Annotated in this window: 20 protein-coding genes and 2 pseudogenes; 21 read left to right on the forward strand and 1 reads right to left on the reverse strand. The window is 52.3% G+C overall.

Annotated features, from left to right (window positions below; all coding sequences use genetic code 11):
* Positions 1 to 2 precede the first annotated feature (2 nt).
* From SRU_RS03180 to SRU_RS03190, 3 genes are all read left to right on the forward strand, one after another.
* Entirely contained in the window at positions 3 to 1,055 is a 1,053-nt protein-coding gene (locus SRU_RS03180; protein ID WP_011403383.1) for a nucleotidyltransferase family protein, read from the forward strand.
* The gene (locus tag SRU_RS03185) at positions 1,052 to 1,762 is read left to right on the forward strand and encodes a cytidylyltransferase domain-containing protein (protein WP_011403384.1); all 711 of its coding nucleotides are present in this window, start codon (positions 1,052 to 1,054) and stop codon (positions 1,760 to 1,762) included. The genes SRU_RS03180 and SRU_RS03185 overlap by 4 nt, the downstream gene beginning before the upstream one ends.
* Positions 1,763 to 1,870: 108 nt before the next feature.
* Positions 1,871 to 2,722 (forward strand): hypothetical protein, encoded by an 852-nt coding sequence (locus SRU_RS03190; protein WP_164923462.1) that lies wholly within the window; start codon positions 1,871 to 1,873, stop codon positions 2,720 to 2,722.
* Positions 2,723 to 2,876: 154 nt separating this feature from the next.
* Here the strand turns inward: SRU_RS03190 and SRU_RS03195 are convergent, their stop codons facing one another.
* Entirely contained in the window at positions 2,877 to 3,644 is a 768-nt protein-coding gene (locus SRU_RS03195) for an IS5 family transposase (protein ID WP_011403385.1), read from the reverse strand.
* Between the two features lie 97 nt (positions 3,645 to 3,741).
* Here SRU_RS03195 and SRU_RS03200 point away from each other — a divergent pair, with 97 nt between their 5' ends.
* The 18 genes and pseudogenes from SRU_RS03200 to xrtX all read left to right on the forward strand — a co-directional run bounded on the left by SRU_RS03200 (position 3,742) and on the right by xrtX (position 24,900).
* Positions 3,742 to 4,269 carry a transposase gene (locus tag SRU_RS03200; RefSeq protein ID WP_272481477.1) on the forward strand — a complete coding sequence of 176 codons (528 nt, stop codon included), beginning with the start codon at positions 3,742 to 3,744 and terminating at the stop codon, positions 4,267 to 4,269.
* Between the two features lie 245 nt (positions 4,270 to 4,514).
* Complete coding sequence (locus SRU_RS03205; RefSeq protein WP_237701884.1) at positions 4,515 to 5,882, forward strand: oligosaccharide repeat unit polymerase; 1,368 nt, start codon at positions 4,515 to 4,517, stop codon at positions 5,880 to 5,882.
* Position 5,883: 1 nt separating this feature from the next.
* Positions 5,884 to 6,777 carry a sulfotransferase domain-containing protein gene (locus tag SRU_RS03210; RefSeq protein WP_164923464.1) on the forward strand — a complete coding sequence of 298 codons (894 nt, stop codon included), beginning with the start codon at positions 5,884 to 5,886 and terminating at the stop codon, positions 6,775 to 6,777.
* Between the two features lie 293 nt (positions 6,778 to 7,070).
* Positions 7,071 to 8,161: pseudogene (locus SRU_RS15430) on the forward strand (IS1634 family transposase).
* 18 nt (positions 8,162 to 8,179) lie between these two features.
* The gene (locus SRU_RS15955; RefSeq protein ID WP_164923722.1) at positions 8,180 to 8,641 is read left to right on the forward strand and encodes an IS1634 family transposase; all 462 of its coding nucleotides are present in this window, start codon (positions 8,180 to 8,182) and stop codon (positions 8,639 to 8,641) included.
* A 232-nt stretch (positions 8,642 to 8,873) separates the two neighbouring features.
* Positions 8,874 to 9,506 carry a class I SAM-dependent methyltransferase gene (locus SRU_RS03230; RefSeq protein WP_011403388.1) on the forward strand — a complete coding sequence of 211 codons (633 nt, stop codon included), beginning with the start codon at positions 8,874 to 8,876 and terminating at the stop codon, positions 9,504 to 9,506.
* A gap of 617 nt (positions 9,507 to 10,123) precedes the next feature.
* Positions 10,124 to 10,852, forward strand: a complete 729-nt coding sequence (locus SRU_RS03235; RefSeq protein ID WP_164923466.1) for a glycosyltransferase family 61 protein — start codon at positions 10,124 to 10,126, stop codon at positions 10,850 to 10,852.
* A 1,043-nt stretch (positions 10,853 to 11,895) separates the two neighbouring features.
* On the forward strand, positions 11,896 to 12,690 hold the full coding sequence (locus SRU_RS03240; protein ID WP_237701885.1) for a sulfotransferase domain-containing protein: 795 nt from the start codon (positions 11,896 to 11,898) through the stop codon (positions 12,688 to 12,690).
* Between the two features lie 15 nt (positions 12,691 to 12,705).
* Positions 12,706 to 13,902, forward strand: a complete 1,197-nt coding sequence (locus SRU_RS03245) for a glycosyltransferase family 4 protein (RefSeq protein WP_011403391.1) — start codon at positions 12,706 to 12,708, stop codon at positions 13,900 to 13,902.
* Positions 13,903 to 13,907: 5 nt separating this feature from the next.
* The gene (locus tag SRU_RS03250) at positions 13,908 to 14,876 is read left to right on the forward strand and encodes an NAD-dependent epimerase/dehydratase family protein (protein WP_164923468.1); all 969 of its coding nucleotides are present in this window, start codon (positions 13,908 to 13,910) and stop codon (positions 14,874 to 14,876) included.
* Positions 14,877 to 15,203: 327 nt separating this feature from the next.
* Positions 15,204 to 16,173 (forward strand): annotated as a pseudogene (locus SRU_RS15960) (IS256 family transposase).
* 466 nt (positions 16,174 to 16,639) lie between these two features.
* Positions 16,640 to 17,782, forward strand: coding sequence for an NAD-dependent epimerase/dehydratase family protein (locus SRU_RS03260; protein WP_011403392.1), 1,143 nt, complete (start codon positions 16,640 to 16,642; stop codon positions 17,780 to 17,782).
* Between the two features lie 188 nt (positions 17,783 to 17,970).
* Positions 17,971 to 18,954, forward strand: coding sequence for an NAD-dependent epimerase/dehydratase family protein (locus SRU_RS03265; protein ID WP_011403393.1), 984 nt, complete (start codon positions 17,971 to 17,973; stop codon positions 18,952 to 18,954).
* A 465-nt stretch (positions 18,955 to 19,419) separates the two neighbouring features.
* On the forward strand, positions 19,420 to 20,670 hold the full coding sequence (locus SRU_RS03270; RefSeq protein WP_164923469.1) for a glycosyltransferase family 4 protein: 1,251 nt from the start codon (positions 19,420 to 19,422) through the stop codon (positions 20,668 to 20,670).
* 227 nt (positions 20,671 to 20,897) lie between these two features.
* On the forward strand, positions 20,898 to 22,781 hold the full coding sequence (locus SRU_RS03275) for a hypothetical protein (RefSeq protein ID WP_164923470.1): 1,884 nt from the start codon (positions 20,898 to 20,900) through the stop codon (positions 22,779 to 22,781).
* A 215-nt stretch (positions 22,782 to 22,996) separates the two neighbouring features.
* Positions 22,997 to 23,461, forward strand: a complete 465-nt coding sequence (locus SRU_RS03280) for a hypothetical protein (protein ID WP_237701886.1) — start codon at positions 22,997 to 22,999, stop codon at positions 23,459 to 23,461.
* Complete coding sequence (locus SRU_RS03285) at positions 23,458 to 24,249, forward strand: sugar transferase (protein ID WP_164923472.1); 792 nt, start codon at positions 23,458 to 23,460, stop codon at positions 24,247 to 24,249. The genes SRU_RS03280 and SRU_RS03285 overlap by 4 nt, the downstream gene beginning before the upstream one ends.
* 63 nt (positions 24,250 to 24,312) lie before the next feature.
* Positions 24,313 to 24,900, forward strand: coding sequence for an exosortase X (xrtX, locus tag SRU_RS03290; RefSeq protein WP_011403397.1), 588 nt, complete (start codon positions 24,313 to 24,315; stop codon positions 24,898 to 24,900).
* Positions 24,901 to 24,925 lie beyond the last annotated feature (25 nt).

Here is a 24,925-nt window from a genome sequence, read left to right on the forward strand (position 1 = left end):
CAATGAATAACTGGCGAGAAATAGCGGTACGCCCTGACGAGTCCATCCGCGAGACTTTGGAGGTCATCGACGAGGGCGCAGTCCAGATCGCGATCGTTGCGGACGGCCACGACCACTTGCAGGGCATTGTAACTGACGGTGACATCCGGCGCGGCATCCTGAAAGACCTCGATCTCGGCGCGCCGGTCGCGTCTGTCATGAACGAAGATCCCATCACGGCGCGGCCACAGGAAGATCGGCAAAGCCTGATCGACACGATGCGGGCCCGCCGGATTCATCAGATTCCGCTGGTGGACAACGAGGGTCGCGTCGTAGGGATCGAGGTACTCGACGATTTGCTAGAGCCGGAGGCTCGACCCAATCCGGTCGTCCTTATGGCCGGGGGCCTCGGAACTCGGCTCCGACCGCTCACAGATGATTGTCCCAAGCCCCTGCTGGAGGTGGGCGATAAGCCGATCCTGGAGACGATCCTTGAGGGCTTCATCGCGCATGGCTTCCACCGGTTTTATCTATCGGTGAACTATAAGGCCGGGATGATCGAAGACTATTTCAGGGACGGGAGCAACTGGGGCGTTGACATCAGCTACGTTCACGAGGAGAAGCGACTCGGCACGGCGGGGCCGCTCTCCCTACTTCCCGAACGGCCGGACGAGACGATGATCGTCATGAACGGAGACCTGCTCACGAAGCTTAACTTCACCCACCTGCTGGATTTCCACCGCGAGCACGGCGCTGTCGCCACTATGTGCGTGCGAGAGCACGAGACGCAGGTGCCCTACGGCGTCATAGAGACGGACGATCAGTCCATGGAGGGTATCGAAGAGAAGCCCACCGAACGCTATTTCGTGAACGCGGGCATTTACGTGCTTGAGCCGGAGACGCTGGGCTACGTGCCGGAGAACGAGTTCTTCGACATGCCGGACCTCTTCAAGCGTCTCATAGACGAGGGGAAGGAAGCGACGGTCTTTCCGGTGCGGGAGTACTGGCAGGACGTGGGGCGGAAAGAAGACTTTCACCGCGTGAATGGCGAATACGAGGAGGTCTTCGACACATGATTGATGGGCATAGCGTACTCGGTGTCATTCTGGCTCGTGGCGGGTCGAAAGGGCTCCCTCGCAAAAACATCCGCGACCTGGCGGGAAAGCCATTAATTGCTTGGACAATCGAAGCCGGGCACGAGTCTGAGTACCTCGACCGACTCATCCTCTCCAGCGACGATGGCGAGATCATGGAAGTCGCGGAGGAGTACGGCTGCGAGGTCCCGTTTCAGCGTCCCGCGGAGCTGGCGCAGGACGACACCCCGAGCATAGACACGTTGCTCCACGCCATCGAACAGGTCGAATCGCACGACTACATTGTGCTGCTCCAGCCGACTTCGCCCCTTCGCACGGCCGATGATATCGACGCAACCATGTCCCTTTGTCATCGAAACGGTGGCACAGCCTGCGTAACGGTGACCGAGACAGACAAGCCGCCGCAGTGGATGTATATTTTACGCGATAATCACCGGTTGGAACCGGTGGTGGACCAGGAGGAGTCGATCACACGACGACAAGCGGCACCGGACGTTTACGTTCCGAATGGGGCTGTGTATGCAGCCGAAACATCGTGGTTGCAGAAACACGAATCGTTTTACACCGAGGCCACCATCGGGCACCCAATGCCGCCTGAGCGGTCGGCGGATGTAGATACGGCGTTAGATCTAGCGTGGTGCGAACTGTTGAAAGATCGTTTGGAGAGCAGCAGTTCACCTCTACGATAAGAAAAGTTGAAGATGGTTGAGGTTGGGAATATGTAAAAGGTGAAAAGGTTTAAATGAAAACCCGTACGTGTAGGTGTATGTGTCGTAAAATTAAATAATTCTGGCAAGATGAATTTCATACAATTAATTAAAAATAAAACATGGAATCTCCTGCAATATACACCAGAGATAGCTTATTTCATTCTTAGAAGAAAAAAAACATCATTGGTTGAAAGTATAAAAGAATATAACAGATATAGGGAAAAACGTATAAACCCTAAAAAAATGAAGGATTCGAACACAGTTGCGATAATGGGCAATGGGCCAAGTATTAATGAGATTGATCAAAAAGATATATCATTTTTGGAGAAATGTGACGTAATAGCAATGAATAAATGGGCGCATAACGATGAAATAATACCAGATATATATATTTACGAAGGAAACCATAATCCTCGACGAGATGATAAAGATATTGAGCTTATAAATAATAGGTCTAGCGAGTATAGCGATACATTGTTTATTATCAAGTCGTTTCCTTGGTTCTATAGGAGAGGGTCATTATCTGGGGTTATATCAAGACTCGAAGTATCTAGAATATTTATGGTGCCAAGGTGGAAATATCATTTGGAGGATGCGGGTAGTATAGATCCGGAGGTATATACGGACTTAACCTTTTGCGAACCTTTACCCCAAATACGGGGAACCTTGGATATGTGTTTATGCATTGCGTATATAATGGATTATAAACGAATAGTGCTATATGGAGTTGACCTATCTGAAGGCTACTTTTGGACGCATGAGAGTGTACCGAGTTCCGCAACACATGGAACAGAAAGAGTTACAAATAATAACCCCGTAAAGATGAGTAATGTGGTGCAAGAAATGAATAAGAAGCTATTTCAACCCCAGGGAGTTGGCATATTTATACGAAGTACACAAAGTAACTTGTATCCACAGTTTGACATCCTCGACATATAATTTAAGAAAGGGTTCATGTGGACCCTCGCTTGGAGTGAGGAGGATGTCACTGGTTTATTCGCCAGCTCATGGATCGAGGACCCTCCGACGCGGAACTGGAAAATAGCGACGTGCATGAGAGCCTTAAATCTGCTCTAAGAGTCTGTTTTGATTTTTAGTCGAGCCGATTCAGGGCGATGCGAAGCATGGCGAAGCAGACCATTGTCTCGCTGGAGTCAGTCCGCCGCTCGTACTCTCGGTCCAGCCGGCGCCATCCTCCGAACCACCCGTAGGTTCGTTCCACGATCCATCGCTTCGGATCGATGGAAAATCCAGGGGTCTCCTCCTCGGAGTCGACAACTTGAAGCTTCCATCCGAGCTCCCGGTCGAGCTTCTCCTCCAGGCCCTGATAGGCCTGATCGGCAAAGACCGTCTCCACGCGGTCTAAGCGAGAGGCGACCGGAGCGAGCAACTGCAAGGCCCACTGCGTCTCGTGATCTCCAGCCGCATGGACCACCAGCCCCCAGAGCAAGCCCTGCGTATCGACAGCGATATGTCGTTTTCGTCCATCAACCTTTTTGAAGGCGTCGAAACTGCTGATTCCGCCCACTCGCGTGCTCGGAACTGACTGGCAGTCGATAATCAGTGCACTTGGTTCTCCGTGCTGACCGGTCCGGCGCCGAGCTGCACGAGAGATAATACTCAAAATGCACAGGATACGTCCTTCCTCTCGCCACCGGCGAAAGTAGTAGTACACGGTCTGCCACTGAGCAAACTCGCCGGGCAACATGCGCCACTGGGTACCTGTTTTGACAACATACAAGATCGCGTCTAGCACATGGTACCTCAGGGAATAGCTTCGCTTACGGTCGGTTGCAAAATAACGGCTGAGTCGTTCCCACTGGGAGTTCGTCAGGTCGGAGTCGTAGCGCTTCTGGCGCATGGCTCTGGCAAATCGTTTTCGGAAGAGATCGTAGACTCATTCCGAAAACGGGGCGGACTCCCACCTTTTTTGGAAACGAATGTTAACTTAGGTTGAAATCAAAACGGTCTCTAAGGGAGGCCTTCCCCGGGTACGTCCGGAGCACTTCCGCCGCAACGTGCTCGATAAGACGTCTACTGACTACCAGGACTGGATGCATAAGCTCCTCGATCGGGTTCTGAAGACCGGCTCCCAGACGGAGGCACAGGCCCACCTCAAAGAGACTTCCGAGGAGCTTGAACTGAAAGCCCCGTCCGTTTTCAAGGCCCTTGAAGAAGTCCTTCTGGATGTCACTGCTGTTCTAGCTCTTCCAGAAAAGTATCGCAAGAGACCCCGAACGACAAACGTGGTGGAGCGGCTCACTCAGGAGAGCCGCCGACGGGAGAAGGTTATTCGGATCTTATCGATCAAGGCGTCAGCCTGGCGAAACGTCGGGGCCTTACTGGCCGAAAAACACGAGGAATGGTCTACCGGACGGCGCTGCTGGACGATGGAGAAGTTCAACGAGGGGCGGATCAAAGAGTCCGAAAGAGGCACTGAAGAACTGCAATCGGAATCTCCTAATCCCACGCTGGAGCGGGCCTGACAGGCAGGGCGCGTTACACAAAAGTCTAGACCTGATGCATAATTCGCGCTCGAGACACTGGTGCTTGGCCAAGGCTACGAGTCGGCTGACCCACTTGAAGGCGGAGGGAGTTGAGAAGACGGTGATGTTTGGTGAAAGGGACGGCAGTAGATGGACATATTTCGGAGGATAAATAAGGTAGTTATATGAGAAAAAGAATACGACATAAAACCAATTTACAGATATTTGTCGGTGTTATAGGACTGTTGAGCATCTTTCCAGCGTTGACGATAAATGACGAAAAACTATTAATATTATATATATGCAGTGTATCAGTATTGGGCCTAATAGTATCTCCTATATATATAAAGCCCGATTATGACGTGTTCGAAGCCCACTCATTCGTTCTATTGTCCGTTGTTATTGGCGTTATTTTGAGGGGCATATGGATAAGTTTATTTCAGACGGATAGTGTAAACGAATTTTTAGGATCTATATCAGTAACGGACGTATTAAGCGCATACCCACTCGTTTTCTCTGGATTAATAGCATATCTTTTAGGTTACTATACGAAAATAAAAAACGTCAGGGTACCATTTAAGTTCTCTAACCCAGCAATATGGAGTAGGCGATATTTAATAGGCATAAGCGTGGTGGTAATAGTCATATCAGGATGGGTTAGTTACAAGTTATTTGATCTAAATACATTATTGTTTACGACACTCGAAGAAGTCTCGTCTAAGAGAAGAACGTTTGTTGGCGGAGAAAAATGGCAATATACATCCTCCGGTTATATGAGGTGGGCAGCCGGTCTGGTAACGTACATGTATGTAATTTATGCGGCATATTACTTTTATAAAGATAAGAGCTTGTGGTCTGTTGACTCATTACTTCTAGTTGTTTTATTTTTGTTTAGTACAGGATATTATTTCGTACTAAGCTCAAGAGGTGGGGTAATTTCTTTAATAATATACACAATAATTATATACCATTTCTTACAAAAAAGGATCAGTGTACGAGCTGTTGTGACTGGGTTATCAATATCTGTTATACTGTTTGCTTTCATGACTATTCTGCGAGATCCCACACTGAGCACCAGAAATATAGCCCACAGTTTGTATAAGGAGACTGATAAAATAATACTCAATGAAAATATGTTTGGTATAAAAAAGACAGCTAAAATTTACAAAGAAGTACCAGAAAATATGAATTACATGTATGGGTCGACCATGGTAAGATGGGTGTATGCACCAATACCCAGAAGTATGTGGCCATCCAAGCCAATTATTAGTATCGGTAAAACAATTAATAGGAAAGTATACGGCAATAACAATCTGTCCGGTGTACCCCCTACAATTATGATGGAGGGTTACATCAACTTTAGCTTCATGGGCGCAATAATAGTAATGTATATGTTAGGTCTAATGGTGAATTACACAAATCTCACTTTACTTGTTCCAAATAGTCCAGTACATATTATATTCTTTACTTTTGTTGGCACAAAGTTAGGGTTAGGTTTAGTGGGGGGGGACTTATCGAGATTTATCGTCGGCACACTAAAAGATATGATAAGCCTTTCTCTATTGCTTTCTTTTGTTATAAAATCGCCGATACAAATAAAAAGTAGAAGATAGAATGAGAAGTAGTAAACCCTTTTTAATTGATTTTTTTGTTATAGGAGCACAGAAATGTGCTACGTCATGGCTATACTATTGCTTAGATGAGCACCCGCAGGTAATTGTGCCTGATGATAAGGTCGAGCATGCGTATATTGGTGGAGACCTATTTAAAAATAAGGGTGAGGACTGGTATTTTGGCCGGTTTTCGGAGACTGACCAGCAGAAGGTAGTTGGCGACGTAGCGGTTGACTATATGATAGACCCAGCCGCACCTTGCGCTGTAAGTAACTACACACGAAACCCAAAGTTTGTGGCATGCATACGAAACCCTGTTGACAGAATGGTCTCAGCGTATTTTTGGAAGGTACGTCGGGGGTATTTGCCAAACAAACCTATAGAAAGGGCTTTTAAGCCGCTGCTATCTCAGCCAACAGGGTTTCCTAATCGTCTTGATGAACCACATCTTGATAGTTTAGTTACCAGGAGTTTTTATGGGGAGCAGCTGGCGCCCTATGTTGACCAGTATAGCCCTGATAGTCTTTTGGTTGTTCTTTATGATGATATACAATGTGATCGAAAACACGTTGTGCGGAAAGTATTCAGCCACCTGGGTGTTCAATCGACCTACGTACCTCCTAGCCTCGATCAAAAACCTAAAGTAAATACCAAGTACAAGACATTGATTGATATTGAGCGCATGATACCGGGTAGAACGGGCGCTATTATTGGTGATTACTTAAATAGAATCTTGTCATTTACATCGTCGCGTAATAATCCACTTCCGGCAGAAATGAAGAAGGAGCTGCTCGTAAAATTTAAGCCTCATATCCGTGATGTAGAGCAGATCTTAGATAGAACCCCTCATGAGAATAGGCCCTCTACTATAAATCTATGGGAATTATGGTCATAGTATACACGCCTGTGCTAGTTTTATCTGACATTGTATATCGCCTGCATTATGCAACCCATCTTCCGTACCCCTGAAGTGGCGTGGATAACAAAAAGCGCACCCTGACCATGATTGCCCTGGAACCGATCCCGCCGCAGTGATAGTCTACAGAAGTACAGTTTGCTTTTTGCTCTCGTTTGTGGCTTCTGAACTGCGCTTCTAGCATGGATCCGACCCGAGAGGACATCGCGATCGAGGAGTTCCTTGAGAGGTGTGAGAGCAAGGACTTGGGCCATTTGGGTTTGGTTGCTGGGATGTACGAGGGGTTGGAGATTGGCAGGCGCATCGATGATCACATTGCTCAGGACTTCTCCCAGCGCGAGGTCTCTGTCGGACGCGCTGTTAAGGCAATGGTGCTCAACGGATTAGGATTTGCCAACAGTCCCTCTATCTGACGCCGCAATTTTTTGAGAGCAAGCCCACCGAAAGCCTGATCGGAGAGGGGATCGAGCCGGGACACCTTCACGACGACACTCTCGGGCGGGCGCTCGACGATCTCTACGATTACGGAGTGACTGAGTTATTCCGGGATCTAGCGACTCATGCGGCCGATCAACTGGACCTGACCTCTCGGTTTGCCCACCTGGACGCGACCAGTTTTTCGTTCCACGGCGAGTATGAGTCTGAGGAGGAGTCCACCGGCGAGGTTATCAGCGTTCAGAAAGGGTATTCTCGGGATCGGCGCCCAGACCTCAACCAGGTCGTTCTCGACTTGATGGTCGAGCATCAGGCAGGGCTCCCCATGCTTATGGAGCCGCTTTCCGGCAACGCGAGCGATCAGGGGAGCCTTCCGGAGCTGATCGACCGGCATTTAAGCCATCTCCAGCATGCTCACGGGTTCGACTACGTGGTGGCCGACAGTGCTCTTTACAGTTCTGGTCACATCCGGGATCTCGACGAGACGGGGACCAAGTTCATCACGCGGGTCCCGGGTACGATCGAGGAGGCCAAGCAAGCCGTTGCGAGAGCGGATCGCGAGTCAATGAAGTCCCTCACCGACGGGTATCGCGGAGAGGTTCTCCATTCGACATACGGAGAAGTCAAGCAGCGGTGGCTTCTCGTTTGGTCGGAAGAGGCGGAGCAGAGGGCTATTGATCAGGCGGCAAAGCAGATCGATCGGGAGCACACCGAAGAGCAGAAGGCGTTTCGCGAGCTGACAAAACAGGAATTCGCGTGTCGAGAAGACGCGGAGAAGGCGCTGAGCGCTTTTGAGGAGGATCTTACCGCAAGCGTTCTGACCGAAGGGCGGGTTCTCCGTGCTGTGCATTTTACGATGGACTCAGAGGGGACGCCTGTAGAGACCGGTGAGGAGAAATACCTGCTTCAAGGGCGGCTCGTCCCTTAAGAGGCCCGTGAGGCCGAACTGGTCAAGAGGCAAAGCCTATTCATCGTCGCGACCAACAAACTAGACAAGGATAAGCTCTCCGATGAGGAACTGCTGAAGGGGTACAAAGGCCAGCATTCTGTCGAGCGAGGATTTCGATTTCTGAAGGATCCGCAGTTTGTCGCCGATCCGCTGTACCTGCAAGACGAGAAGCGGATCATGGCGCTCTTGATGGTGATGACGCTTTGCCTACTGGTCTACTCGGCCCTACAATGGCGTATTCGAGAGGGGCTGCAGGAGACAGGTCGGTCATACCCCGATCAGAAAGGAAATCCAACCCAACGACCAACGGCGCGGTGGGTCTTTCAAAGCTTCGACGGGATTCACGTGCCATGTGCTGGGCAGAAGCGAGTAGTGTTGAACATGAAAGAACGCCGTCAGACAGTCGTGTCCGCTCTCGGCCCGGACTTTGAGCGGCTTTATGTATCTCATCCGACATAGGGGGTGCAGAAGATGGGGTACAACAGTCACCTGCATGACATAAACTGAAATATAGGGTGTTGTTTGAGTATTATTGAAAATATGAAGGGCGAAGTTTTGTTTCGTGCTGAGGTGCGTAGTGCAACTCAGAGTAGATGTGTAAAGGACGCTGCTGATTAGGCAAATAAAAACCCGATTAGATCAGACGTATTTTTTTATTAACAGTGCATAACTAGCTAAGCTTTTATTCTATATGGGTAAAACAAAGCACGCATCCGATTACGTTTATTCAAATGCAAAATGTGGGCGTTCTCACGATTATCTGCTTCCCAGGGTAGAGGCTATACTCGATGATCTGCAACCAAATGAAATATTTGATCTGGGTTGCGGAAACGGATCCGTGATGGCACACCTCGTGGAGAATGGATACAACGTCACCGGCGTGGATCCCTCAGAAGAAGGTATTACCGAAGCTAAGAAGGCCTTCCCATACCTAGACGTTCACATTGGCTCAGCGTACGATGACCTATCACGTCAGTATGGGCAATACGATGTGACCTTAAGCCTTGAAGTAGTCGAACACGTGTACTATCCGAGAAAGTATGCCGATACAGTGTTTAACCTGACGAGACCTGGTGGACATGCTATTATTTCGACACCCTACCACGGATATCTAAAAAACCTTCTAATAGCTCTCATGGGAGAGTGGGGCCATCGCCACTACAGTCCATTCTGGACGAATGGCCATATTAAAATTTGGAGTCCGTCTACACTGAAAAAGCTTCTTAGGGAGGCTGGCTTTAAGCAGATAAGAGTACACCGCGTGGGTCGGCTGCCTTCGATCGCAAAGTCAATGATTGTTACAGCTAGTAAGGTGAGCGAGTGACGATCATTGATGAATCTTGCCAAACATCTTTATTAGCGTCATTCTAAAAAACTTGTAGATCATTACCAGATCCGGACTTCAACTGGACAATATTGGAAATAGAAGTGATCTCAATAATGGAGTCTTATGGTATGTTTTGCCTTTTATGGAGATCGATAATGTCGAGGATTATTTTTCCCTTAGGTCGCACAACACGAAATCTACTAAGCAAAACTATGTGCCATTTGACGCTACCGATGCGGTGGCTACCATCGGATTCGAAGTCTTTTGGGCCACCACGAGGATACTATCATCACGCGCGCACGTATGTCGATCAGCACGATGGACGGTACCAAACTGTTTTCCCGGAGCGCAAGCGCGTTCATGCTGAGCCGAGCAGTATTTACTCGTCTACTCACTGGAAATTTAAGAATGAGAAAGAGTCCACACTTAGAGAGGACTACGTTGCTACGATTCCGAAAGGACGCATAGTTGGAACCCCTGGTGATGTGGTTACAGCGAACGACAGACTTCTAGCGGACGCGAGTAAGCAATTAGCAACAGAAGCCCAGTGCCATCACCTATTAAGGAAACCATGGCTACCTACGCTAGAAAAGATTGATGGAAATATTGCCGTCTTGGCTTCTGATCGTGGCTCGGAGTTTTATCACTGGTTTGTTGATGTCCTGCCACGGATATATCTTGTGAACAAGAGTAAAGAACGGATCGATTATTACTATGTCCCCGATGACGACTCGTACAAAAAAAAGACACTACAGAAAATAGGTATAGATTCCGGTAAAATAATAAACCCATCACAAGATCATCATATTGAAGCGGCAAAAGTTATAGTACCATCGTTGCCTAGAACATTCGGCAACGTCCCGAGGTGGTCTACTGAATTTCTTCGAAAGAGACTTATACCTACTGTAGATGAAGCGAACAGTAAGCTGCCTTCACGTGTATATATTGACCGGGTCAATGTGTTGAGAAGAAAGGTAGCTAACAGGGAAAGGACTATCAACTTTTTAAAAAAATACAATTTTAAGCCCGTAAGGCTTGAAAATTACAAGTGGGATAAGCAAGTAAGCATTGTCAGAAATGCTAGTATAATAGTGGCACCTCATGGAGCAGGATTAGTTAACACTATTTTTTGCTCGGACGGGTGTAATATAATAGAAATATTTTCGCCTAACTATATGAATCTATGCTACTGGAAGTTGCTACAAAACTTAAATGTGAGGTACCACTATATAATAGGCAGCGGTAAAAGACCGAAAAAGGGCAATGACCCACACTATGGCTGGGACCCAATAGAGGTGAATATTGATGCTCTGGAAAATACATTAGAAGCCATCCTACGGTGAGAGTGTTGATTTATAGAATAGGATAGGGGTGCCTCATAAATACAGTTATGTCAACTGGGCCTATCAGTTCACAGAAGTGTAGTAGGTTCGCCGAAAGGTAGTTCGAGAAGATTAAAGTTTATGGTCTCGGTATAGAACTCTCGTCTTTCTGGAAAACCGTCTTGTCTATTATCTTATCGGGTAAGGGCTTTCCACGGAGACCGAGCGATCAAGGCCAACTCTTGTGCAAAAGTGCACTGCGTCAGGTTCGGTCAGGTAGCCGCTACTCAGTGTTGGTGAGGAAATTGTCGGCGTTAGGTTTGGACCTAGTGGTTGGCTCACTCCTGCTGAGGATGGCGCTCATGTCCAAGACTTTCGCCCTGTCGACGATTCATCGTGTTTCTCGGCCAGCACGGCGCCAATCCGTCGGCAGGCCGAGTCGACGTTTGTGAAGATCCGGATTGCTTTTCGGGCGCAGACGAACTCTCTCGATCAACGGTTCGGTCATATTCATTGTGTGTGCTCGGTGCCCGTACCTGCCGGACGGTACAACGAGTACCGTAGCGTCCTCTAAGTTCTCCTCGACTGCGGCGAGGTTATGGGCCGCTTCTTCTCGAAGCCTCCCATAGGCATCTACCTCTTCAATTCGGCCCTTCTTGCCCACGACAGTCACGATCTTCTGGAGCTCTCACTCAAAGACCAGCCTGGCCTCCAATGGAACGTAGGTGCTATCTGGGACTCACAGCTCGCAGCGACTATCGGCCGGAAAATCGCCTTTTACAAGATCTGGAGTGAAATGCCTTTCAGCTCCGCGAACCGACATAGAGGGTTGTGTTTGAGGCCTTATCTCGCTAAGTGATCCTCTTTCATCGGGCGAGCCACACGCTTTTCGGCTGCCTCGTAGCCTTCAGTCCGGAGATCGTCACCGGGAGCGGATACGGTGGACGTGTTGTAGCCAAGTGTAGAACTATTTTTGCGGAAATACAATGTCACATTGAGCGAAAGAGCTCCAATGTGTAAGCACTGTCCCTGTTACCTCACAAATGAATTAATCTACACCACCTATGTCGCCTATTCTCGTGGACAAAAGCTCTCTTTTGAACCCATTTTTTTACGCACGTAAGGCTTGGCTATACGCCGGCAGCCTCTATAAGCTATCTGAAACCGATATAATAATGGCATTTTACCCCAAGACTGGGAGTACATGGGTCAGGTTTTTCTTATATAATATACTGCGGGATAAACCTTTAGGGAGCGAACCACCGAGCTTTAATGAGCTAAACAAATACATGGCTGAGTACGGCAATCCGAGTATGTTCAATACGTGGCCCTTCGAAGACCAGCCAAGACTTATCAAAACACACCGTCCATACAGCAGGGTATTCCGTAACAATAAGTCAATGATGGTTGTTCGAGATCCAAGAGACATAATGGTATCATTTTACCATTATGCAAAAGAAAATACGGACTTTTCCTTCGACGGTAGCATGAAAGAAATGATACACCACCCGAGAATGGGAATGGAAGTGTTTTTTCAGCACTATAAATCATGGAGGAATAACGTTAGCTTAATCAAAAGGTATGAAGATCTTAAAGAAGATCCGTTAAGTAACTTCGCAGATATAGCAGATTTTTGTCAAATAAACACAAGCAGGAAAAAAGTAAAGCGAGCCGTCAAGCAATCAAGTGTGAAGAATGTTCGTAAAGCACAACAAAAAAGCGAGCTCGATCATCTTGACGATGAGTTTACATTTGCACGCAAGGCGACTAGCTCACAATGGAAAGATTATTTTGATAATAGTGACCTAAAGGAATTTCATAAACTTTGCGAAAAGTACGAGTTCGACTTATACACTTAACGGAAATAAGGTATTATGACAAAAGCTAATACGGGTTCGGACAGACCAGTTCTTCTCTTTGCGTATGCTTGCCCTAAGGGTTTTTCAGGCCAGAAACGATCCACAGAAATTCTTATTGAAAATATAAACAGAGAGAAATGGGATATACGGAGCCTGCAACTTCCAGCTTATGAAGGCGGTAATGAGATTAGTATTAGGGCGGTTGTTAGGATGTGTAATGAGATGGTGAAAGCTATTGGTGATATATATAAATACTCAGGTAGTGAGGTAACTATGTATATGAATATGGGCCAAAGCCTGGTTTCGATAGTGAGGATGGCGATTCCATTTGTACTAATTCGTGCATTTGCCGCAAAATTCTCATCAGTTATTGCTTTACATGGAGGAAAATTTATGCAATGGGAGCCCGAGAGTATCGTAAACAGAACATTCGTTTTAATGCTCTCATGCGCTGATAAAATAAACGTACTTAGCCCTAACCAGAAAAAAAGGTTATCAAGTATGGGCATACCTGAGCAAAAAATAGTTGTGAATCCAAACACGTGCACGTTTCCATCCCTGAGTCGGGGCCAAGTGATGGAGAAGCAAAATAGTGCTCCCCCAGTACGTATTATGTATTTAGGCTTATTAATCCAGACTAAGGGTTACTTCCGTTACTTAGAAGCTCTTGAGATGCTTGCAGATGATAGTAGTATGCCAGAGACGGATGCGATTTTGGCTGGCCCAATCAGTACGCACGAAGGGGAGGGGATATTTAGCGACCGAAAGCAAACCGAGGCGGCAATTCGCGATAAGATTGAGGTTATAAATAATTCTTCTTACATAAATATAAAGTGGCTTGATTGGGTTGATGGTCAAGAAAAAGTGGACCTGTATCATAAAACACATATATTTGTTTTTCCGAGCTACTTCTCGGTAGAGGCTCAGCCTCATGTTATTATGGAGGCATTGACAAGTGGTTGTGCGGTCATTACCTCCACAATCGGTGAAATACCTTATCAGCTTGATGATCGTATCGGTATTCAGCTTCAAGAGCCGACTTGTTCTCGGATAGCTGATGCCATCCGGGCATATGCGAAGAATGAGGAAGCGCGAAAGCGCGCAGCTGTGGAGGGCTGGTCACGTTTTCAAAAACAATTCTCCTTAGATCCACATCTTTCAAGGTGGCATGATACACTTGAGGAGTTGCGTCAATTACTTGATGTAAAATAACTGATATGATGCGTGTTCTGGTGACTGGGACTCATGGGATAGTTGGGCGATGGCTTACGGAAAGACTTCAAGAGGAAGGTTTTACAGTAATAGGTTTGGATCGACAGAATGAACCTCGGAATGTTGACGAGCATTACACGTGTAATATTCTCAACCGTGAGAGGGTTATGGAGGTTATACGTGCTGCTGCTCCTAATGCCCTTATCCATCTCGCCGCTCGTACGGATCTGGACGAAACGGAGAACCTAGATGGTTATGCTGCCAATATAGACGGTGTTCGGAATGTGGTCGACGCGGTGGGTAGTACTCCTTCAATTCGAAGAGCTATCTATACGTCATCCCAGCTCGTGTGCCGAACTGGATACGTGCCCGCTCACGACACGGAGTACTGCCCGGACACGTTGTATGGAAAAAGTAAGGTTAGAACGGAGCAAATTGTTCGGGATAAGGATGGTGGAGGGGTTTCCTGGTGTATAGTTCGACCAACGACAGTGTGGGGGCCTTACATGAAGCCACACTACCAAAAATTTTTGGAATATATACAGAAGGGAATATATTTTCATATTGGTAAAAAAGACTTATACAAGTCCTATGGGTACGCGGGAAATGTCGCGCACCAGTATTACAAAATACTGACCACCTCTTCTGACAGTATACATCAGGAGGTGCTGTACCTTGCGGACTATGAACCTATTTCTCTGCGTGAATATGCTAACATGTTACAGGAAGAAATGGGCTCAAGGTCAATACCGACTTGTCCACTACAGGTGGCTAAAGTCTTGGCCAAGATTGGGGATATAATTAACTGGCTCGGCTGGAAGAGTTTTCCCTTTAACTCGTTTAGGTTAAATAACATACTTACAGAGTATACGTATGACATGGAGAGAACGAGGCAAATATGCGGCCCTCTTCCGTATTCTACTCAAGAGGGAATAAGAGAGACTGTGTCGTGGTTCTTAGAGGAAAGTAGATAACGGTGTGTATGGAAAATAGTCTGGGTAAATGGGTGACTGAAGTTTTTGGTTAGATAGGAATGCATCACAATAGTTACCTAAGACAGTTGGTGTAAATTGTTTTATATCCGTTCTTTTATTTCATTTCCCGGTTGTGTTTAATAAGTTGTGCGAAGCCAATGATGGCCTGACCGGAAGCGAGGTGGAATAGAAAAGGGCCACCGCCGCCTGTAGGTTGGTTTGACCACCACAGTCGAACCGACCATACAGAGACGCTGACCCAAATCCAGGTGTCGTTAGACGAGGAGACCCTCCGCGAAGCCAAAGGTCGGCGACAAGGGAGCCGAAGTGCTTCTGGGCAAGGTGATGATCCAGATTCTGCAGACAGAGATGACCGAGCCCCTTGGAGCTAACCATGGTGAACGGGCCCCGGGTCTGCGTGTCTACCGCAGTGGGAGCTCCGAGCGGGCCCTGACCAGGCGGATTGGGTTCCTGAAGCTGGAAGTACGTCGCGATAGAGACGGGACCTCCCCGACCCGGCTGTTCGAACGCTATCAGCGGTCGAAAAGAGGACTGGTGACGACACTGATGCAGATGGTGCTCCAAGGCGTATCGACGCGCCGGGTTAATAAGATCACCACTGAGCTCTGTGGGCGAGAGCTTAGCCGACAAACCGTAAGCAACCTGACCGAACCTCACGCAGCGCACTTTTGCACAAAAAATCGGACTTGTTCTGTGCGCTTTGGCGGATTGGCCCCCTGAGGAGGAATATCCGTTCCTGCCGGCCGACACCATGCAGCTAAAGGTTCGTCGCGGGGAGGCGGTGCGGTCGGCTATGGCACCCGTTGTCGTCGGAATCAGTGAAGACGGCTACCGAGAGATTCTTGGATTCAAGATCGCTCTCCGGGAGACCGGAGAAAGCTGGAGAGAGCTGCTGGGGGAACTCAAGAAGCGAGGCCTCTCCGGCGTAGAGTTGGCCACCAGCGACGCGCATGAGGCTTTTGAAGAAGGCCTTCTGGATGCCACTGCTGTTCTAGCTCTTCCGGAAAAGTATCGCGAGAGACTCCGAACGACGAACATGATGGAGCGGCTCATCCAGGAGATCCGCCGACGGGAGAAGGTCATTCGAATCTTTCCGAACAAAGCGTCGGCCTGGCGCCTCGTTGGGGCCTTGCTGGCCGAAAAACACGAAGAATGGTCCACCGGAAGGCGCTACTGGACAATCGAGGAGTTCTACGAATGGCGGACCAGAGAGCCCGGAAGAGACGCTCAAGAACTGAAATCAGAATCTCCTAGTCCCACGCTACAACCAGCTTGATAGGCAAGGCGCGTTACACAAAAAACTGGACTTGACGGAATTCGGCGGCTGAGGGCCTGCCGCGCCCAAACGGACTGGTCGATCTCCGCCACGTTTAGCCAACCTCCATGCTCAGGCGTGTAGTGAATTTTGAGCCGCTCGGCCGAGAAGTCTTTGGTCACCTGCTCGAAGCAAAAGTACTTGGCACCCGGTACCGTGAAGAATACAACACCGAACGGCCTCACATCTCAGTTGATTTCCAAAGCCGGGCGGAGTATTATGCAAACTGCGTCGCAGTCTCTGTTCTCACTCCAGCACCAGTCTAACATTCACCCTGGTACAGAGATCGGGAGCACCCCAAGCGTGTCTCACCGGTGAGTAGGAAGACTGCGCGCCTAGCAATGGATCTGATACGTATCGAGAGAAAATCCACTATATATCGGGGGGATCCACTGGTGTACACCTAAAAGACAAGTCGGCCAAAAAAATGACAGAGTTCTCCTCTAGTACGAACGGTCACTCTTTCTCGAATAGAGCGCCGGATCCACGCAGGGATATTCTCTCGTCAAATCCGAGGAATCGGGTCGAGGCGGAGTCCATCTTCCAGGGCGATGTCGACACCGACAACACCGTCGTCGTCTGCGGTGCAGGTGGCTTCATCGGCGGTCACCTCGTGGCCGACCTGCTCCGGCAGGGCTTCAATCAGGTACGCGCCGTCGACATCAAGCCGCCGAACCAGTGGTTCCAGAAGTTTCCGCAGGCGGACAACCGCTCCCTCGACCTGCGGGAGAAAGAGAACTGCTACCGCGCGCTAGAAAACGCGGACCACGTCTACAACCTCGCCGCCGACATGGGCGGGATGGGCTTCATCGAAAACAACAAGGCCCTCTGCATGCTCAGCGTGACGATCAACACGCACCTGCTGATGGCCGCCCGGGACATGGACATCGACAGATACTTCTATTCGTCGAGCGCCTGCGTCTACAACCAGGAGCTCCAGGACACCGCCGACGTAGAGCCTTTATCCGAGGAGGACGCCTATCCGGCCCTCGCCGAAGACGGGTACGGGTGGGAGAAGCTCTTCAGCGAGCGGATGTGTCGCCACTTTCGCGAGGACTTCGGTGTGACGACCCGCGTGGCCCGCTACCACAACGTGTACGGCCCGTTCGGCACCTACGACGGCGGTCGGGAGAAGGCCCCGGCGGCCCTGACGCGCAAGGCGATCGAGGCGAAGCTATCCGGCAGCGACGACATCGTGATCTGGGGCGACGGGACGCAGACGCGAAGTTTCATGTACATCGACGACTGCGTGAAGGGGACACAGAAGATTATGCACTCCGATATTACGGAACCAATCAACCTCGGGAGCGACGAGCTGGTGACGATCAACGAACTGGTGGACGTGATCGAGCAGGCGGTGGAGGTGGACCTCGACCGGGAGTACGACCTCACGAAGCCGCAGGGAGTCGACGGCCGCAACTCGGACAACACGAAGATTCTGGAGGAACTGGGCTGGGAGCCGCCGACGGGGCTTCGGGACGGGATGGAGGTCACCGCCGAGTGGATCGAGCAGCAGATGCGCACCCATCGTGAGGCGGAGACGACGAGCCGGTTTGCGGTGCCGCATTAACGGGCCAGCAATCCGTACTCCCACTATTGGTACAGCTGCCGAGTACAGCAGCTAACGGCGGGTTGCCATTCACGAAAATGGTCAATCTGGCGTGGGGTGCTGTCTGAAGTGGGATATAGAGCTATTGGCCCAGCTGAGAGGGTACGAATCATTTGCCCCCCTATCAAAAGTTAGGACACCATTCAGTTATGACCGTCGTTGTCACCGGAGGCGCTGGTTTCATCGGCGCCCGTCTTTGCCGCCGTCTCTTGAAGGTCGGCCACACCGTTGTTGCGATCGACAACTTCGATCCCTTCTACCCCCGTGCCATGAAGGAGGAAGGCATCGAGGATTTTCCCCGAGAGTCGTTTTCGCTCGTCGAGACCGACATCTGCAACACTGGAACAGTCCTCCAAGCGCTTCACGCGCGGGACGTAGACGCCGTGATTCACCTCGCCGCGAAGGCTGGCGTTCGTCCCTCGATCGAGTCACCCGGGGCCTACGAGCAAGCCAACGTGGCTGGTACGCAGTCAATGCTGGAGGTCGCCCAGCGGCTCGGGGTCGATACCTTTCTGTTTGGTTCGTCCTCGTCCGTCTACGGCAATAACGAGAAAGTCCCTTTTTCAGAAGAAGACCCGGTGCGTCATCCCATCTCTCCGTATGCGGCCACGAAGCGATCCGGCGAATTGCTAGCGCACACGTTCCACCACCTTTATGACATGACGGTGCACTGCTTGCGCTTCTTCACGGTCTACGGCCCACGCCAGCGGCCGGACTTGGCCATCCACAAGTTTGCCCGTCAACTGCTCACCGATCAGCCCATCACCATGTACGGCGATGGCACGTCGAGTCGGGACTACACGTACGTCGACGACATCGTCGACGGCGTTATGCGAAGTCTCCACAGAGCCAAATCCTTGGAGGCTCCGGAGTACGAGATCATCAACTTAGGCGGCTCGGAGACGACTCAGCTCAAGGACCTCATTTCGGGTATTGCAGATGCGATGGGGATCACCCCGGAAATTAAACAGCTGCCCGAGCAGCCGGGGGATGTGGAGCGCACGTATGCCGACATCTCGAAGGCAGAGGAGCTTTTGGGCTACGAACCGGACACGCCGATTCAGGTAGGCCTGCAGAAGTTTGTCAGCTGGGTCGAAGCCTACTACGCGGACCGGCCGGTGCTGGACGTGTAGGTGGGTCGCAAAACAGGGGAGTCCAAGCCTATCTACGAAGCCAACGAGACGAGAGCCTAGCGGAAGCTCGAGCCCTGACCTGCTATTCCGTGAAGCGTTTGGAGGCGGCGGGTCTAGTCCCATTGGTCGTCTCCCTCATGGTCAAGGTCATTACCACTTGCTTCTGGGCACGTAAAGCCGCAACTGTGGTGCAAATCGGGTCTGTGCGCCACCGGACCGCGAGGCCTTGATATGCTCCTTCACCGTCCGCCGACACCAGTGGTCACTTCTCGCTGAGGTAGGGGGGATGCCAGTCGGTAGGGAGGATGTCAGTCGCAGAGAGTCTATCCTCCCGCGCAGGCATGATCGTTGACACCCTGGAGATCTACGAGGAGCGGGTTTGACTGTGCGTCGGGCTCACGTGGCGGGACTCTTGTAGACCCGAATCGCCGAGATTTCCACACCGAAGTTGGCGTTCCTAAATTCATGTCTAATGCCCCCTCGCTTTTATTTATCAACCAGCACTATGCCCCTGACCTCGCATCGACGGCCCAGCACCTGACGGACCTCGCTGAGCACCTCGTAGAGGAAGGCTTTGAGGTACATGTCCTTTGCAGTCGGGGCCACTACCTGTCCGGCGAGATGGACGTCCCGGCCGAGGAAATGCGCAACGGCGTCCACGTTCACCGCGTCCGCACGACCGCCTTTGGGCGCGAAACGACCGTCGGACGCATCGCCGACTACGCGAGCTTTTTTCTCCAGGTGCTGTGGCGCCTGCTCAAAGGCCCTCGCTACGACGCGGTTGTGTCACTTACCACACCGCCGTTGCTTCCGGTGGCGATGGCTGTGGCGAACCTGCTTCGCGGACAGACCTACGGCATTTGGTCTATGGACCTCCACCCGGAGGCCGAGCAGGCGGTCGGAATGATTGAGTCCGACGGGCCGCTGGGTCAGCTCTTGCAGCGGCTGGCGGACTGGAGCTATCGCCAGGCCGCGTTTACCGTGGATCTGGGACCCTATATGAAGGCCCGGATTCGGGACAAAGGCGTTTCGGAAAAGCACCTTCACACGATTCCGGTCTGGAACAAGAAGAATGAGGTCTACCCCATTCCGGAAGAGGAAAATCCTCTCGTGGACGAAGTGGGCCTAGAGGATGAGTTCGTCGTCATGTACTCGGGCAATGCGGGGATTGGGCACCGCTTCGACGAGGTACTCGGGGCGGCCCGGCGCCTCGACGGGCATCCGGACATTCATTTCCTGTTTGTGGGACGCGGACCGCGGCGTGAAGAAATTGAGTCCTTCGCCGAGTCCCGCGACTTGTCCAACTTCACGTACCTGGACTACTTCCCGCGGGACCAGATTAAGTACTCACTATCCCTGGCGGACGTACACCTGCTAACCCTGCGGCGATCATTTGCTGGGATTGCGGTGCCGGGCAAGCTCTACGGCATTCTGGCCGCGGGTCGACCGGTGCTAATGGTGGGCCCGGAGGCGTCCGACTCAGCAGCTACGATCCAGCGCCAGGAGGTGGGGCGGGTGGTGGACCCGGGACAGTACAACGGCAACGGGGCCGCCACGGACGCCGTCGTCGAGACCATTGGCACACTCTACGAAAACCCCGAGCGCCGGGATGTCCTGGGTGAGCGGGGGCGTGAGGTGTTCCTGGAGCGCTTCGAGCAGGAGCAGTGTTGCGACCAGTGGGCCACGCTCCTGCGGAAAGAGGTGGGAGCCCCGTAGTGGGCTTGTCAGTGGACCGCCAGGACGTTGGGTGGCTAAACACCGCCTTCCGAAGCCAGGAGGAAAGGCTGTTCGGCCCGGTCGCGAAAGAAGATTTGTTTTCGAATTGTCTTGTGGTACTGGCTCTGGGCCTGAGCGGACGCCACCGACTTACTGCGATTGGGAATGCATGTAGAGTGAAGTTTTATCGTTCGTTGCCTTTTCGGCCCCGAGTGGTCTGATACGTTATGTCGTCTGTTCTCCCTTCCATATTCTCCACGGGCCTTGCTGAGGCGTGGCTGAGTGTGGGCGTGGCGCTTCTCGCCGCTCTTGGCCTTACGCCTGTCGTGAAGCGGATCGCCCGGTGGAACGGACAGGTCGACTGGCCCTCCGATGACCGCTGGCACGACCGGCCGGTAGCCCTCATGGGAGGCGTTGCCATTGTTGGGGCTGTCGCCTTGGGGATGGCCGTGGCGGGGACTGGTGCGTTCCCCTGGCCGGTCTGGATCGGAGCGAGCGCCCTCTTTGCCCTTGGATTGACCGATGACCTGTGGGGCGTGCGGCCCGAAGCAAAGGTGCTCACACAAGTCCTGGCCACCGCAGCCGTGCTCTATGCTGGCCATGAGTTCTGGCGTGGTGGTCCCGTATGGGCCTCGATACCACTCACGTTTCTGTGGGTGATTGGCATCACGAATGCGCTCAACCTGATCGACGGGATCGACGGCCTCGCGGCCAGCGTAACAGCGATTGCCGCGGGGGCGCTCGCCCTCCTTAGTGTTGCGCTGGGGAACTTGGCGCTAGCGGCAGTCATGTTGGCTCTCGCAGGGGCGGCCATTGGATTTCTCGTTTACAACATCCCACCTGCTTCCGTCTTCATGGGCGACTGCGGGAGCCTCGTTCTTGGCTATCTCCTGTCGGTCGGGGCACTTGGCGTGCAGGGCGGCGGCGGGCCTGTGGTAGGGACGCTCGTGCCCATTGCGGTCATGGCGGTACCAATTTTCGACACCACCTTCGTCACCGTCACGCGAGTCCTTCGGGGTCGTTCTGTGACTGATGGGGGGACCGACCACGTTCACCACCGGCTCATAAAACTCGGGGCTTCGGAGGGGCAGGCGCTGGCCTTGCTGAGCGGGATGAGCGCGGCCTTCGGGGGAGTGGCCCTGTCGGCCCTGTGGATGCAGCGGCTCCTCGCACTTGCGGTCGCGGCCCTCCTTCTGGTGCTGGTGACCGTCGTTGGCGTCTACCTCGCCACGATGGGTGGGGGTCGACTGGCAGGGGTTTCGTCGAGCGAGTCTGGAATGACGGCGCGATTTGGGGCACTTATGCGCACCTATGCTGGGGGGGCGTCCTGGAAGTCCGTGGCGGGGCTTCTCGCTGACCTGCTCGTAGTCGGCGCCGCATTCGTGGTGGCGGCTTATTTGCGGTACGGAGGGGCCCCGCCGCCGGATTGGTCTGCTGTGATGCTGGAAATTTTGCCTGCGGTGATCGGGGCAAAGCTCCTTGTCTTCTATACTTTTGGGCTGTACGAGGGCATCTGGCGGCACGCGGGCACGCCCGAGGTCGTTCGGCTTGCCGGGGCCTCGGGCACGGCGTCGGTTATCGTCTGGGTCGGATTGGTCACGGTGAAGGGACCTGCGGCGCTCGCGCCGTCGATCCTCATCCTCGACTGGCTCGTCACCACGATCGGAATCGGGGGAGCACGGTTTGCCTTTCGGGCGCTACGCCAGTACGCGGCGGCCCATCGGGACGGCGGGCGGCGGGTCCTCATCTACGGTAGTGACCCCGACGGCATCCTCCTCCTGCGTCACCTCCGCCAGCACCCGGAGCTCGGCCGAACGGTTGTGGGGCTCCTCGACGAGAACTCTGTCCGGCACGGCTACCGGATGCAAGGGGTAGAGGTGCTCGGTGCTCCGGACGATCTGCCAGATATCTGCTCAGATCACGACGTGGAGGAGGTGATTGTCCCTTTGAAAGCAGTGTCGAAAGAGGAGCGGTCCCGCATCCGGGAGCAGTGCGCAGCGGCCGGGGTGGACTGTCAGTATTTTGATCCGACCATCCGTCCTGCCCCGGAGACCAGCACGTCTCCCTTGACGGACAACGGTAGGGGCGAGGAGAAAATTCTCTCGCCGTAACTTTTCATTCTCAGCGTTAAGACGGATGACATGGGAGAGAGGCAGGAGATGGCCGGCGTGCGATCTGCTAAATAGCAACGTCGTGGTCGTTCTGAGGAACTCCGAGCCGGGGAGAAAGCAAAGCAGAACGATGAGGCTGCAAAATCATCCCTTTCTTGCCGCTCGGTAATATCCGGACCATCCCCGCCTGAAGATATTGTGACTGAGTGACTGAAATGACGGAGTCGAAGGATGCGTCCCTTCCGGAACCTGTTTTGGTTTCGGTGGCACTTCCACCGGGGACGTTCGACCGCACGAATGTGGTCGGGGCCAAGGTCCTGCACGCGGCCGTACTACCAGTTGTCGTCGGATTGGCCATAAGGCTGGTTGAGGGGACATTTTCGATGGGACGGTTTGCGGAGGCGTGGCCCGTAACCGTCCTTTTCGTATTTGCGTATCTCGGGGCGTGGTCGCTAAACAGCGCTCTTGAGCGGTATCCGTTCCTTGGCCAATTCGAGGCGGCGTTTCTCAGTGCAAATTGTGTCTTCGTTCCGGTTAGTCTTCTCCTGCACTCGCTTCTCGGTCCTTCGCTATGGATGATCGCCGTCGTCGCCGGAGGGGGAGGCCTCGCGGTGTATCTCGTAGACCAGTTTTTCCATCAGTTTCGGGAATCGCGCCTTGTCGTAATTCCGGGGGGGTGAGCTATCGACTCCTTGCGGCTCCGGGCGTTACGCTGATGAAGGATGTCCATCTCGACTCGGTCGATGTTGACGGAATCGTGGCCGATCTGCACAGCTCGCAGGCGGCGTACCAGCAGGTCATCGCCCAGCACGGGCTGACGGAGGTTCCGACCCATCACGCGGGATACCTATACGAACTGCTCACGGGCCGAGTCCTTCTCGGCGAGGACTGCCGTACTGAGTTGACTGTGGACGAACGCCCGTATTATTCCCACGTCAAGCGGGCAATTGACATCACGCTTCTATCTCTCAGTCTACCGTTTACCGGGCCCATTTTTGTAGTCGCCTCGCTCATGCTATGGCTGGAGTCAGGCGGGCCGGTCTTGTCGTGGCATGAGCGGATTGGTCAGTACGGCGAGCCCTTTCAGATGGCGAAATTCCGAGGTGTGGACGCAGGAGACGGTCGAGAAAACGCTACTTCAGTTGAGAGGCTTATTCAGAAGCTACGGATCAACGAACTACCGAAACTCTGGAACGTGCTCAAGGGAGACCTGAGCCTGATCGGACCACGGCCCAAGGCTCTTGATTTCTCCCCGGAGTTGTTTGAGGAGGAAACGCTCCTTGAGTACCGTCATTATGTGCGTCCAGGCATTACTGGGTGGGCACAGGTGACGCACGGATTTGCGGTGGATGAAGCGCGCCGCGAACTTGAGCACGACCTGTACTACGTCAAGCACCGCTCTGCCGCGCTGGATTTGCTGATTGTCTACCTGACACTGAAGAACGTTTTGTCCGGGTTCGGAGCCTGAATCCCACAGTATGTTCGAGTTAAGGCGAGTATCTCACCCTCCCTCGGTTCGGTATAGCACTCCATGAATGCCGACCAGAAATCCAATTACAAGTTGTCCCGCCACGGGCCCGTCCTCCAGTTCCTCGCAAAGGCAGTGGCGATCTACGGGGCGTGGTACGTGCTGTACGACCTGTGGCTACTCCCAGACGGGCGGTTGGACGCGTGGGTGTCGCAGACCGTCGTGCACGCCGGTCAGATGGTTCTTTCAGGGGTAGGGATCGAGGCCGTCGCCAACGGACGCTCCATTGAGCTGGCCCGTGCTTCTGGAATCCGAATCGTTGACGGCTGCAACGGCCTGGCGACGATCGGGCTCTTTGCAGGCTTCGTGCTCGCGTTTCCCGGCTCCACCCGGCGACGACTTCTATTCATTCCGTTCGGCATCGGAGTGATCTACCTGGCGAATGTTGCTCGGGTCTCGTTGCTCGCGGGCCTTCAGGTCCACTGGCCTCCCGCCTTCGAAATCGTCCATAACCTGGGCGCCCCGGCGTTCTTTCATCTCATCGTGTTTGGGCTGTGGGTGCTCTGGGCGAATTATGGCGGTGCGTCCCAGGATTCCGCTTCTGATTCTGGGCCCAACGTTTCAACGGAGAGCACCCCGGCGGTTGCGTAGGGTTGGGACCGCGGACGACGGACCG

It is taken from the genome of Salinibacter ruber DSM 13855, from assembly GCF_000013045.1.
GTDB lineage: Bacteria > Bacteroidota > Rhodothermia > Rhodothermales > Salinibacteraceae > Salinibacter > Salinibacter ruber.